We start from the raw sequence: 12,901 nt of genomic DNA, 5'->3' as shown, positions 1-12,901 counted from the left end.
CCGATGCCGCGCCCGCTATAACGCCGCTCTGTGTCTAGGTGAACAGGCGCAAGGTAGTGCAGCAGGGTCAGAGGCTGACGCACCAAGTCAGTTTGTAGCAAGTTCAAAGTCCATAATTATGAATTCAGTTTCATGACCCTTGGAGACCCACAATGACAAACTATGCTGAATTTCACCGCCGTTCACTCGAAGAGCGCGACGCATTCTGGGGCGAACAAGCCCAACTGGTGGACTGGAAAACGCAGCCACAGCAGGTCTGTGACTACACCAATCCGCCATTTGCCAAGTGGTTTGTGGGTGGCACCACCAATTTGTGCCACAACGCGGTCGATCGCCATCTGAAAGACCGGGCCGACCAGGCGGCGCTGATTTTTGTGTCGACCGAGACCAACCAGGAGAAGGTTTATTCGTTCCGAGAGCTGCACGCCGAGGTGCAGCGCATGGCGGCGGTGCTTAAAGACCTGGGGGTGAAAAAGAGCGACCGGGTGCTGATCTATATGCCGATGATTGCCGATGCCGCGTTTGCCATGCTGGCCTGCGCGCGCATAGGTGCGATTCACTCGGTGGTTTTTGGTGGCTTTGCCTCGGGCTCACTGGCCTCGCGCATTGAAGACGCCTCGCCCAAAGTGATCATCAGTGCCGACGCCGGGTCGCGCGGCGGCAAAGCGGTGGCGTACAAACCCCTGCTGGATGAAGCGATCCGCCTGTCCAGCCACAAACCGGAGGCGGTGCTGCTGGTGGATCGTGGTCTCGTCCCTATGAATTTGGTAGCGGGTCGGGACCATCTGTGGGCGGCTCTGCGGCAAAAACACATGAGTACCGTGGTGCCCTGCGAGTGGGTCGATGCCACGCACCCGAGCTACACGCTCTACACCAGCGGTACCACCGGCAAGCCCAAAGGTGTGCAGCGCGACACCGGCGGTTACGCCGTCGCGCTGGCCGCCAGCATGAAACACATTTACTGTGGCAATGCCGGTGAAACCTATTTTTCCACCAGCGACATCGGCTGGGTTGTGGGCCACAGCTACATCATTTACGGTCCCCTGATCGCGGGCATGGCGACCATCATGTACGAAGGTTTGCCGACGCGACCGGATGGCGGCATCTGGTGGAGTCTGGTCGAGAAATACAAGGTGACGGTGATGTTCAGCGCGCCGACGGCGATTCGGGTGCTGAAAAAACAGGACCCGGCGCTGCTCAAAAAATATGATTTGTCATCACTGCGTGCACTGTTCCTGGCCGGCGAGCCCCTGGATCAGCCCACCGCCCAGTGGATCAGCGAGGGTCTGGGCCGACCGATTGTTGACAACTACTGGCAGACCGAGACCGGCTGGCCGATCCTGAGCATTTGCAAGGGTGTTGATGATTCGCCGACCAAGTTCGGATCGCCAGGCAAGGCGGTCTATGGCTACAACGTCAAACTGCTCGACGAAAACACCGGCGAGGAACTCAAGGGCGCCAACCAGAAGGGCGTGGTGGCCATCGAGGGTCCGTTGCCGCCCGGCTGCCTGCAAACGGTGTGGGGCGACGATGCGCGCTTTGTCAGCACTTACTGGACCACCATCCCCGGACGCATGGTCTACAGCACTTTTGACTGGGGCATTCGCGATGCCGATGGCTACTACTTCATCCTGGGCCGCACCGACGATGTCATCAACGTCGCCGGGCATCGGCTGGGCACGCGTGAGATTGAAGAAAGCATCTCGGCCCACCCCAACATTGCCGAAGTGGCGGTGGTCGGTGTCGCCGATCAACTCAAGGGGCAGGTCGCGATGGCGTTTGCGGTGGTCAAGGATATGACCCTGGTTGCCGACGAAGCCGGTCGCCTGAAGTTGGAGGGCGAGATCATGAAACTCGTGGACGGTGACCTGGGTGCGGTCGCCCGTCCAGCGCGCGTGCGCTTCGTCACGGTGCTGCCAAAAACCCGTAGCGGCAAGCTGCTGCGCCGGGCCGTGCAGGCAGTTTGTGAAGGGCGCGACCCAGGGGACTTGACGACCATGGAAGACCCGGCAGCGCTGCAACAGATCAAGGATTTGGTGACAGAGTAAGTTGGCATTTGGGGTCGGCGCCGAATGCCCGCTGCCTGACCCAAAGTTCTCATTAGTGGCACAATTACGCCTTGTCACAGGGCCCTTCCAGCCACAGTCGCATCCGCCAAACGGTCAAGCCGTGACGCGGAAGGTTTTTAAAACAGCTTTAACCAGCTCAAGTTTCCTGCAGGGAAACGGAGGTCAGCGCAATATGAGTGAAATAACGTCTCAAGGGGCGAGTTCGACATCGTCGGTCTATCAGGCCTATCAGGCCAATACCTATCTTTTTGGTGGCAACGCGCCGTACGTCGAAGAGATGTACGAAAACTACCTGGCCAATCCCGGTGGTGTGCCAGACAGTTGGCGTGACTACTTCGATGCCTTGCAGCATGTGCCCGCCGCAGATGGCAGCAACGCCAAAGACGTGCCCCACCTGCCGGTCATCAATGCATTTGCCGAGCGTGCCAAACAGGGCGGCACCAAGGTGGTGGTGGCCAATGTCGATGCCGAAATGGGGCGCAAACGCACCGCCGCGCAGCAGTTGATTGCAGCCTACCGCAACGTTGGCGTCAGTTGGGCCGATCTGGATCCTTTGAAGCGCGCCGAGCGGGTGGCGATTCCTGAACTGGAGCCCTCGTTTTACGGTTTCAGCGATGCCGACCAGGAAGCGGTGTTTGACACCAGCAACACCTTCTTTGGCAAAAACAGCATGAGCCTGCGCGAGCTGATGAACGCGTTGCGGCAGACTTATTGCGGCACCATTGGTGCGCAGTTCATGCACACCACGGATCAGAACCACAAACGCTGGTGGCAACAAAAGTTGGAGAGTATTCGTTCCAAACCGAGCTTCTCGGTGGAGCAACAAAAACACATTCTGGATCGGCTGACCGCCGCCGAAGGCTTGGAGCGGTTTTTGCACACCAAGTACGTGGGGCAAAAGCGCTTTTCCCTGGAAGGTGGCGAGAGTTTTATCGCCTGCATGGATGAGCTGATTCAATCGGCCGGCGTCAAGGGCATCCAGGAAATCGTGATTGGCATGGCGCACCGGGGCCGTCTGAACGTGCTGGTGAATTCGCTGGGCAAGATGCCTGGTGATCTGTTTGCCGAGTTCGACCATACCGCACCCGAAGAATTGACCAGCGGGGACGTGAAGTACCACCAGGGTTTCAGTTCTGACGTCACCACACGCGGTGGCCCGGTGCACCTAAGTCTGGCGTTCAACCCCTCGCATCTGGAGATCGTCAACCCGGTGGTTGAAGGTTCGGTGCGCGCTCGCATGGATCGCCGCGCTGACCCGCTCGGCAAGCAAGTGCTGCCGGTGCTGGTGCATGGCGACGCGGCCTTTTCGGGCCAGGGTGTCAACATGGAAACCTTTGCGCTGGCTGAAACCCGGGGTTACTCCACGGGTGGCACGGTGCATATCATCATCAACAACCAGATCGGTTTCACCACCAGCGATCCACGCGACAGCCGCTCCACACTGTATTGCACCGATGTGATCAAGATGATCGAGGCGCCGGTGGTGCATGTGAACGGCGATGACCCGGAAGCCGTGGTGCTGGCCACTCAGTTGGCACTTGAGTTCCGTCTGGAGTTTCGCAAGGACGTGGTGGTAGACATCATTTGTTTCCGCAAGCTCGGCCACAATGAGCAGGACACACCGGCGCTGACGCAGCCGCTGATGTACAAGAAAATTGCAGCTCACCCTGGAACACGCAGCCTGTACGCCGACAAGCTGGCAGCGCAGGGTTTGGGGGCCACGCTCGGCGATGACATGGTCAAAGCCTTCCGCGCCGCCATGGATGCGGGCAAGCACACGGTGGACCCGGTACTGACCAACTTCAAGAGCAAGTACGCTGTGGACTGGGCGCCCTTTATTGGCCAGAAGTGGACCGATGCCGCCGAGACCGCGATCCCCCTGGGTGAGTGGAAGCGTCTGGCTGAAAAAATCACCACCATTCCGGCCAGCGTGACGCCGCACAACCTGGTTAGAAAGGTTTATGAAGACCGCGCCGCCATGGGCAGGGGCGACCTACCGGTGGACTGGGGCATGGGCGAACACATGGCCTTTGCCTCGCTGGTGGCCAGCGGTTACCCGGTGCGCCTGAGCGGCGAAGATTGCGGTCGCGGCACCTTTACCCATCGGCATTCGGTGATTCACGACCAAAACCGTGAAAAGTGGGATGTGGGCACCTATATCCCGCTGCAAAACGTGACCGACAACCAGGCTCCGTTTGTCGTCATCGACTCGATCCTGTCAGAAGAGGCCGTGCTGGCCTTTGAGTATGGCTACGCGTCGAACGAACCCAACACGCTGGTGATCTGGGAAGCCCAGTTTGGCGACTTTGCCAATGGGGCGCAAGTTGTTATCGACCAGTTCATCGCCTCCGGCGAGGTGAAGTGGGGCCGCGTCAACGGCATCACCCTGATGCTGCCGCACGGCTATGAAGGCCAGGGCCCCGAGCACAGCTCGGCCCGACTGGAGCGCTTCATGCAGCTCAGTGCCGACACCAACATGCAGGTCGTGCAGCCGACCACGGCGAGCCAGATTTTCCACATTTTGCGGCGACAGATGGTGCGCAACATTCGCAAGCCCTTGATCATCCTGACGCCCAAGTCGCTGCTGCGCGCCAAGGATGCGGCGTCTCCCGTGTCCGAATTTACCAAGGGCAGCTTCCAGACCATCATTCCGGAACAAAAAGCGCTGAAGGCCGACAAGGTCAAGCGCCTGGTGGCTTGTTCCGGCAAGGTCTATTACGACCTGGTCAAAAAGCGCGAAGAAATCGCCGCCGACGACGTGGCGATTATTCGGGTCGAGCAGTTGTATCCGTTCCCACACAAGGCGTTTGCCACTGAACTCAAAAAATATCCGAATGTGACGGAAGTCGTATGGTGTCAGGACGAGCCGCAAAACCAGGGCGCCTGGTTTTTTGTGCAGCATTACATCTACGAAAACATGTTTGACGGGCAAAAGCGGGGCTACTCGGGCCGCGCGGCGTCGGCATCGCCCGCCGTGGGTTATGCGCACCTGCACCAGGAGCAGCAAAAAGCGCTGGTTGAAGGCGCATTCGCCAAGCTCAAAGGCACTGTCCTCACCAAATAAAGAACGAAAGAAATATCATGGCTATCGTAGAAGTGAAAGTCCCGCAACTGTCGGAATCCGTGGCTGAGGCCACCATGTTGCAGTGGAAGAAGAAGGTCGGTGACGCTGTCGCCGTGGATGAAATCCTGATTGACATCGAAACCGACAAAGTGGTGCTGGAAGTTCCCGCCCCGTCGGCCGGTGTGATTGTTGAGATTCTGGTTGCTGACGGTGGCACCGTGGCGGCCGAGCAGGTGATTGCCCGCATCGACACCGAAGCCAAGGCGGGTGCGGCGGTTGCGCCTGCGGCGGCTGAAGCTGCCGTGGCCGCGCCAGTCGCCACGGCGTCGGCAGCAGTTGTGGGTGGCGGTGCGATGGCCGGTGTGCCGATGCCGGCGGCGGCCAAGCTGATGGCGGATAACCAGCTGGCCGCGGGCTCCGTGACAGGCACCGGTAAAGATGGCCGCGTCACCAAGGGTGATGTGTTGAGCGCTGTTGCGGCTGCTTCTGCGCCTAAAGCAGCAGCTGTTGCCGCAATGCCAGCAAGGGCTGCAGCGACTTTATTGCCTCAGGTCGCAGCACCGGTTGTCAATCTGGGCGAACGCCCGGAGCAGCGCGTGCCAATGAGTCGCCTGCGCGCCCGTGTCGCCGAGCGGCTATTGCAATCGCAATCCACCAATGCCATTTTGACCACGTTCAACGAGATCAACATGGCGCCGGTGATGGACATGCGCAAGCGCATGCAGGAGCGGTTTGAGAAAGAGCATGGCGTGAAGCTGGGCTTCATGAGTTTCTTCGTCAAGGCGGCGGTGCATGCCCTCAAGAAGTTCCCGATGCTCAACGCGTCGGTGGATGGCACCGACATCGTTTATCACGGCTTTTTTGATATTGGTATCGCTGTGGGCTCGCCGCGCGGTTTGGTGGTGCCGATTTTGCGCAATGCCGACCAGATGAGCTTTGCCGACATTGAGAAAAAGATCGCCGAATACGGTGCCAAAGCCCGTGACGGCAAGCTGGGCATGGAAGAAATGACCGGTGGCACGTTCTCGATCAGCAATGGTGGCACTTTTGGCTCCATGCTGTCCACTCCCATCATCAATCCGCCGCAGTCGGCCATTTTGGGGGTTCACGCGACCAAAGACCGCGCCGTGGTGGAAAACGGTCAAGTGGTGGTGCGCCCCATGAACTACTTCGCCATGAGCTACGACCACCGCATCATCGACGGCCGTGAAGCCGTGCTGGGCTTGGTGGCGATGAAGGAAGCGCTGGAAGACCCGGCGCGCCTGTTGTTCGACATCTAAGCCATCTGGCTCGACCCACCCGGAGCGGCGCACTTCATGTGCCCGAATCCGGTGGGTTTTCAATTCAAAGAACGGAATTTTTATGAGCAAGCAATTTGACGTGATCGTGATTGGTGCTGGCCCCGGCGGCTATATCGCTGCCATTCGTGCCGCCCAACTCGGCAAAAACGTGGCCTGTGTCGATGAGTGGAAAAATAACCAGGGCGGCCCGGCGCTGGGCGGCACTTGCACCAACACGGGCTGTATTCCGTCCAAGGCTCTGCTGCAGTCGTCGGAGCATTTTGACCATGCCAGCCATCACTTTGCCGAGCACGGCATCGAGGTCAAAGGCGTGAGCATGGATGCGGCCAAGATGGTGGCACGCAAGGATGCCGTGGTGAAGCAAAACAACGATGGCATCCTGTACCTGTTCAAAAAGAACAAGGTCAGCTTCTTCCATGGCCGCGCCTCGTTTGTGAAAGCAGTGGAGGGCGGCTACGAAATCAAGGTGGCAGGCGCTGCCGAAGAAACCCTGATGGGCCAGCAAGTCATTGTGGCCACGGGTTCTAGCGCCCGCGCGCTGCCGGGTGCGCCGTTCGACGAGAGCCAAGTCCTGTCCAACGAAGGGGCTTTGGCCATGACGGCCGTGCCGAAGAAGCTGGGTTTGATTGGCTCGGGTGTGATCGGCCTGGAGATGGGCTCGGTCTGGCGTCGTTTGGGTTCTGAAGTGACCATTCTGGAAGGCCTGCCGACTTTCCTGGGTGTGGTCGACGCGCAGATTGCCAAGGAAGCGCACAAAGCCTTTGTCAAGCAGGGCCTCAAGATCGAGCTGGGCGTGACGGTTGGCGACGTCAAGGTCGGCAAAAAAGGTGTCAGCGTCGCTTGGACCAACGCCAAGGGTGAGGCTCAAAAACTGGACGTGGACAAGTTGATCGTGTCAATTGGCCGGGTGCCCAACACCGTCGGCCTGAACGCCGAAGCCGTTGGCCTGCAACTCGACGAACGCGGTGCGATCGTGGTGGACGGTGATTGCAAAACCAACTTGCCCGGCGTGTGGGCAGTCGGTGACGTGGTGCGTGGCCCGATGCTGGCGCACAAGGCGGAAGAAGAAGGCGTTGCGGTGGCAGAGCGCATCGCGGGCCAGCATGGGCATGTCAATTTCAACACCATTCCGTGGGTGATTTACACCAGCCCGGAGATTGCCTGGGTGGGACGCACCGAGCAGCAACTCAAGGCCGACGGCGTGGCCTACAAAGCGGGTACTTTCCCGTTCCTGGCCAACGGCCGTGCCCGCGCTTTGGGGGACACCACCGGCATGGTCAAAATGCTGGCCGATGCCACCACGGATGAAATTTTGGGCGTGCACATTGTCGGCCCCATGGCCAGCGAGTTGATTGCCGAATGTGTGGTGGCGATGGAATTCCGCGCCAGCAGCGAAGACATTGCACGCATTTGCCACGCTCATCCGACTTTGAGCGAATCCACCAAGGAAGCGGCGCTGGCGGTGGACAAACGCACACTGAATTTCTAAGTTTATAGAAAATAGGCCTCTAGCCCCCGTTCTATATGCGCATGTAGCTATTAATAGTATAGCAATTTAGAGTTGAGTTCGTGACTGTCAGACAAGCCTATAAAGCCGAGATTGCCGCCCGTGGCTACACCGCTGACCCAGCGCAGTGGCGCGCCGTGGAGGCGTTGGGGCGCTGTGCCCGTGAGTGGACGGCTTTTCGGGAGCAGCGCTCCAATTCCATCAAGAAGCTGATCAACCGCCCCGCCATTCCGCGCGGCGTCTACCTGTACGGCGGGGTCGGGCGGGGCAAGAGTTTTCTGATGGACTGCTTTTTTGGCGCTGTGCCACTCAAGCGCAAGACCCGGTTGCATTTTCACGAGTTCATGCGGGAAGTGCATCGTGAGCTCGCCGAGATGAGCGGCACGGCCAATCCTCTGGATGTGCTGGCCCGGCGCATGGCGAAAAAATACCGGCTGATTTGCTTTGATGAGTTTCACATTGCCGACATCACGGATGCCATGATCCTGCACCGGCTGCTGGCGGCCTTGTTCAGCAACGGTGTCGGATTTGTGACGACCTCAAATTTCAAGCCGGACGATCTGTACCCCAATGGTCTGCACCGCGACCGGATTCTGCCTGCGATTGCCTTGCTCAAACAGCAACTCGAAGTCGTCAATGTGGACAACGGCGTCGATTACCGTCGCCTGATGCTGGAGCAACTCGATTGCTACCATGTGCCCCTGGGTGCGCCAGCGGACGCGGCCATGCGTGATGCCTTTGAGCGCCTGGCGGAAACGCAGGACGAACAACCCGTGCTGCAAATTGAGGCCCGGCAAATTCACGCGCGGCGCAAGGCGGGAGGACTGGTCTGGTTTGACTTCAAAACTTTGTGCGGTGGGCCTCGTTCACAGAACGACTATTTGGAGATTGCCAGCCGGTTTCACACCGTTTTATTGAGTGACGTTCCCCAGATGCCGCCTCGCATGGCGTCGGAGGCGCGGCGTTTTACCTGGCTGGTGGATGTGCTGTATGACCGACGGGTCAAGCTGATCATGTCAGCGGCGGTACCGCCGCAAGAGTTGTATCTGGAGGGGCCGCTGCTGCATGAATTTCCGCGCACGGTGTCGCGCTTGAACGAAATGCAATCGGCCGAGTTTTTGGCGCTGGAGCGTCGTCTGGTCGACACCTGTTTGACGTAACAGATAGCTCTCGGCTTTGACCTGGCTTTTGCTCAATGAATGCTGAAAATCAGGTTCCCAACGGTTCGAGCTTGACCACCACCAATGACAGGTTGTCGCCGCTGCCATGACCACGGGAGCGCGCTTTTTCGATCAAAAACTCGGTCGCTTCCCGTGCTGACAGGGTGGCGAGAACCGATCCGATTTCATCACTCGTGAAGTAGTGCCAGATGCCGTCGCTGCAGGCCATCAGAATGTCCCCCGCGTGCAGTTGGGGAATGAAATGCGTGCTGACCGGTGGATCGTTTTCGGTTCCCAGGCAACCCAGAAGAATATTGGATTGCGGATGGGCGTTGGCCTGCTCTTCGGTGAGTTCACCCCGATCGACCAGCGCCTGAACGTAGGAATGATCCAGGGTGCGCTTGATGAGTTTGTTGCCGCGGTAGTGATAAATTCTTGAATCGCCGGCGTGCGCCCAGTAGCAGTCACCGCCCGGGTTGATCAAAAAAGCCGCCACCGTGCTGTGGGGTTCTTCTTCCGATGAAACAGCGGTCAGTCTGATGACCGTATGGGCCTCCTCTACCAGTTGTGTCAACGCGACCACGGCATCATCGGTTTCGGGCGCGTAGCGCTCAAACAGTTGCCGGGCCGTCATCATGACCTGATCGGAAGCCTTGCGTCCGCCGCTGCGTCCGCCCATGCCGTCTGCAAGTACGGCCAGCACACAGCCACTGACCCGCGCGTGGCGCAGCAATAAAACCTGGTCTTGCTGGTAATCGCGGTCACCCTTGTGGATGCCGGTTGATGCGGTGAGACGGTAGCCTTTAGGCATGGTGAATTATCAAAGTGAGAGCTCCCCTAAAAATTCTTATTAGGCCGCTATTATCAGGCCAAGCCATGAACCCGATGAACACAACACATGCCAATTTCTCCGACGGACTGTTTGATTTTTGGCAAGCGCCCAGGCCTCAACAGGCTTCAGGGGGGCTTGTATTCGCAAGCCGGACGGCTTTGTGACTTAAGTGTTTTGTCTGCCCATGAATTTGCAAAATCTGACGCGTGAGACCTTTGCCCCCGGCGGCTTGTTGTCGCGCATGGTCGAAGAGTTCACACCCAGAGAGGGTCAAACCGACATGGCCGTGGCGGTTGCGCGAACGATCGAGGACGGCGGGGTGCTGGTGGTCGAGGCGGGAACCGGCATTGGCAAGACGTTCTCGTACCTGGTTCCCGCCCTATTGAGTGGCACACGGGTGCTGCTGTCGACCGCCACCAAGACATTGCAGGATCAATTGTTTGGTCGCGATCTTCCGCGTTTGATGAAAGCCTTGGGTTTGCCAGTCCGTACCGCCCTGCTGAAAGGCCGGGGTAGCTATTTGTGTTTGCATCGCCTGGCCGTGGCTCGGCAGGACTCCGATCCTTCTGATCGTATGTTAGGGCGGACTCTGGCCAAAATCGAAGCTTGGGCGCAGCTGACCCGCAGTGGTGACTTGGCTGAGTTGCCGGGGCTGGATGAACGCTCCCCCGCGATTGCGGTGGTGACGTCCACAAGGGACAACTGTCTGGGCTCGCAATGCCCCGAGTTTCGGGACTGTCATGTCAATCAGGCTCGGCGCGAAGCTCTGGCCGCCGATGTGGTTGTTATCAACCACCATCTATTTTTTGCTGATTTGGCGATTCGCGAGTCGGGTATGGCGGAGTTGCTGCCGTCTGTGCAAACGGTTATTTTTGATGAAGCGCATCAACTCAATGAAACTGGCGTGCAGTTTCTGGGCCAGCAATTGACCACCGGGCAGCTATTGGATTTTGCCCGCGATCTGCTGTTTCATGGCCTGCAGCATGCGCGAGGGTTGCAGGACTGGCAGACCCTGGCATTCGATGCCGAGCACGCCGCGCGCGATTTGCGACTGGTCGTGGGCCAGGCCAGCCCAGGTGCCAAACTGCGCTGGGTCGGGGCGGCACCGGATCAGGTGGATGAGTCGGCCTGGCATGGTGCTCTTGGCGCGCTGCAGGCGGCGTGTGCCCGGGTGATGCTGGCCCTCGATACCGTCAGCGCCATCGCGCCAGATCTCATGCGTTTGCGTGAAAGAGCGAGCGTTTTTATCGAAAGACTTGCTTTTTTCTCAGACGACTGTGCGTCTGAATCGGTGCGCTGGCTCGATGTTGGCGTGCAACTCAGGCTGGTCGAGTCACCCTTGGATATTGCGAACGCGGTTCAGACGCGACTGATCAAGTCAACTGCAGCGGATGCTTCACAACGCGCCTGGATATTTACGTCCGCAACCTTGGGTGCAGACGCCCAGTTGCGCTGGTTTACCGAGCCCTGCGGTTTAGCCGATGCTGAAATTCTGAAAATTGACAGCCCATTCAACTATGCCGAGCAGGCGACCCTGTATGTGCCGCGGCATTTGCCCAGGCCCAGTGATCCGGGGCACAGTGCGCAAGTGGCCGAATTTGTGGCCCGGGCGGCGTCTGTGATCGGTGGCCGCACGCTGGTCCTGACAACAACCCTGCGCGCCCTGCAAGCCGTGAGCGAGGCATTGCAGCGCCATTTTGCCGAGTCAAGGTCTCTGGAAATTCTGGTGCAGGGACAACAGCCGAAACGCGAACTGATGCAGCGCTTTCGCCAGGGTGATCAGGGCGACAGGCAAGGTTGTATTCTGGTGGCGTCAGCGTCTTTTTGGGAGGGTGTGGATGTGCCCGGCGACGCGTTACAGATGGTGGTCATTGACAAGCTTCCTTTTGCACCGCCCACCGATCCACTGGTGGAGGCGCGCTCCAGACGGCTGGTGGCCGCTGGTCGCAGCGTGTTTAAAGACTATGCCTTGCCCGAGGCGGCTATCGCCCTCAAGCAAGGTGCGGGTCGCCTGATTCGACGCGAGTCTGATCGTGGTATTTTGGTGGTGTGCGATACCCGCCTGGCTCTCATGGGCTACGGAAAGAAGCTGCTGTCAGCCCTGCCGTCGATGAGGCAAATCAGTTCAGAAGAAGAGCTGACCGAGGTGCTCCAGGCGCTTACCAGACCTTCCACCAGGGATCAGTGTTCGTTTTAAAGCCACGGGTCAGGTACTCAGTCTGGGGGTAGTTCTTTTCAAGTACCCGTTTGGCGTCGTCCCGGAGTTGGGTAAGACCCAGTGCGTCATAGGACTTGACGATGATAAACAAGGCTTCTTCAACGGCCGGCACGCCTTGGTAATCGGTCACGGCGACTTGCGCCCGGTTGATGGCAGCCACATAGGCGCCTCGACCATAGTAATAGCGCGCCACATGCACCTCGTATTGAGCCAGTGAGTTGACAATATAGGTCATGCGCTGGCGCGCATCTGGCGTGTAACGCGACTCCGGGAAGCGAGTCACCAACTCTTTAAAAGACTCAAACGACTCCTTCGATGCCTTCTGGTCCCGTTCAGCCAGATCCTGGCGGGTAACGGCAGAAAACAGGCCCAGATCATCATTGAAGTTGATGATGCCCTTGAGATACAGGGCGTAATCAAGTGCCGGACTGGCTGGATGCAGTTTCATGAAGCGATCTAGGGTGGCAAGGGCTTGTGCCGATTCGCCAGACTTGTATTGCGCATACGCTTTGTCCAGTTGTGCCTGTTGCGCCAACGGTGTTCCGGCGGCACGTCCTTCAAGCTTCTCGAACAGCACAACGGCTTTGTCATAACCGCCTGAACTCAACTCATCTTTGGCTTCGGCGTAAATCTTGTTGGGACTCCAGTCAGCCGTTTGATCCGGTGGTGTGGACGAACACCCAGGCAGCAGCAATACTGCACCCGCCAGTGACCAAGCGCAGACCACCGATAATTTAGCTCGAAGCATGA

8 protein-coding genes are annotated in these 12,901 nt (G+C 58.7%); 6 read left to right on the top strand and 2 right to left on the bottom strand.

The features are described from left to right. The first annotated feature begins 152 nt into the window (after positions 1 to 152). The 5 genes from WA157_RS11005 (at position 153) to zapE (ending at position 9,101) form a co-directional block, all read left to right on the top strand. On the top strand, positions 153 to 2,048 hold the full coding sequence (locus tag WA157_RS11005) for a propionate--CoA ligase (RefSeq protein ID WP_422620995.1): 1,896 nt from the start codon (positions 153 to 155) through the stop codon (positions 2,046 to 2,048). Positions 2,049 to 2,241: 193 nt separating this feature from the next. Further along, positions 2,242 to 5,133, top strand: coding sequence for a 2-oxoglutarate dehydrogenase E1 component (locus WA157_RS11000; protein ID WP_422620994.1), 2,892 nt, complete (start codon positions 2,242 to 2,244; stop codon positions 5,131 to 5,133). Between the two features lie 17 nt (positions 5,134 to 5,150). Beyond that, positions 5,151 to 6,413, top strand: coding sequence for a 2-oxoglutarate dehydrogenase complex dihydrolipoyllysine-residue succinyltransferase (odhB, locus tag WA157_RS10995; RefSeq protein WP_422620993.1), 1,263 nt, complete (start codon positions 5,151 to 5,153; stop codon positions 6,411 to 6,413). A gap of 82 nt (positions 6,414 to 6,495) precedes the next feature. After that, positions 6,496 to 7,923: a dihydrolipoyl dehydrogenase gene (gene lpdA / locus WA157_RS10990; RefSeq protein ID WP_422620992.1), complete on the top strand. Its 1,428-nt coding sequence runs from the start codon at positions 6,496 to 6,498 to the stop codon at positions 7,921 to 7,923. Between the two features lie 80 nt (positions 7,924 to 8,003). Then, positions 8,004 to 9,101 carry a cell division protein ZapE gene (gene zapE / locus WA157_RS10985; protein ID WP_422620991.1) on the top strand — a complete coding sequence of 366 codons (1,098 nt, stop codon included), beginning with the start codon at positions 8,004 to 8,006 and terminating at the stop codon, positions 9,099 to 9,101. Between the two features lie 49 nt (positions 9,102 to 9,150). Here the strand turns inward: zapE and WA157_RS10980 are convergent, their stop codons facing one another. Further along, positions 9,151 to 9,912, bottom strand: a complete 762-nt coding sequence (locus WA157_RS10980; protein WP_422620990.1) for a PP2C family protein-serine/threonine phosphatase — start codon at positions 9,910 to 9,912, stop codon at positions 9,151 to 9,153. A gap of 205 nt (positions 9,913 to 10,117) precedes the next feature. Between WA157_RS10980 and WA157_RS10975 the strand changes: the two genes are divergently transcribed. Then, positions 10,118 to 12,130 (top strand): ATP-dependent DNA helicase, encoded by a 2,013-nt coding sequence (locus WA157_RS10975; protein WP_422620989.1) that lies wholly within the window; start codon positions 10,118 to 10,120, stop codon positions 12,128 to 12,130. On the opposite strand, the gene WA157_RS10970 is transcribed toward WA157_RS10975, so the two are convergent. Then, positions 12,093 to 12,899, bottom strand: coding sequence for an outer membrane protein assembly factor BamD (locus tag WA157_RS10970; protein ID WP_011464601.1), 807 nt, complete (start codon positions 12,897 to 12,899; stop codon positions 12,093 to 12,095). The two genes, WA157_RS10975 and WA157_RS10970, sit on opposite strands and share 38 nt — an antisense overlap. Positions 12,900 to 12,901 lie beyond the last annotated feature (2 nt).

This window comes from Rhodoferax ferrireducens (assembly GCF_049302455.1).
GTDB lineage: Bacteria > Pseudomonadota > Gammaproteobacteria > Burkholderiales > Burkholderiaceae_C > Rhodoferax > Rhodoferax ferrireducens_B.
This window is presented reverse-complemented; position numbering and strand designations above follow the sequence as displayed.

Excerpts from the sequence above, each read along its gene's own strand:
- WA157_RS10980 (WP_422620990.1), bottom strand. The coding sequence starts at position 9,912 with ATGCCTAAAGGCTACCGTCTCACCGCATCAACCGGCATCCACAAGGGT.
- WA157_RS11005 (WP_422620995.1), top strand. The coding sequence starts at position 153 with ATGACAAACTATGCTGAATTTCACCGCCGTTCACTCGAAGAGCGCGAC.
- odhB (WP_422620993.1), top strand. The coding sequence starts at position 5,151 with ATGGCTATCGTAGAAGTGAAAGTCCCGCAACTGTCGGAATCCGTGGCT.
- WA157_RS11000 (WP_422620994.1), top strand. The coding sequence starts at position 2,242 with ATGAGTGAAATAACGTCTCAAGGGGCGAGTTCGACATCGTCGGTCTAT.
- WA157_RS10970 (WP_011464601.1), bottom strand. The coding sequence starts at position 12,899 with ATGCTTCGAGCTAAATTATCGGTGGTCTGCGCTTGGTCACTGGCGGGT.
- WA157_RS10975 (WP_422620989.1), top strand. The coding sequence starts at position 10,118 with ATGAATTTGCAAAATCTGACGCGTGAGACCTTTGCCCCCGGCGGCTTG.
- lpdA (WP_422620992.1), top strand. The coding sequence starts at position 6,496 with ATGAGCAAGCAATTTGACGTGATCGTGATTGGTGCTGGCCCCGGCGGC.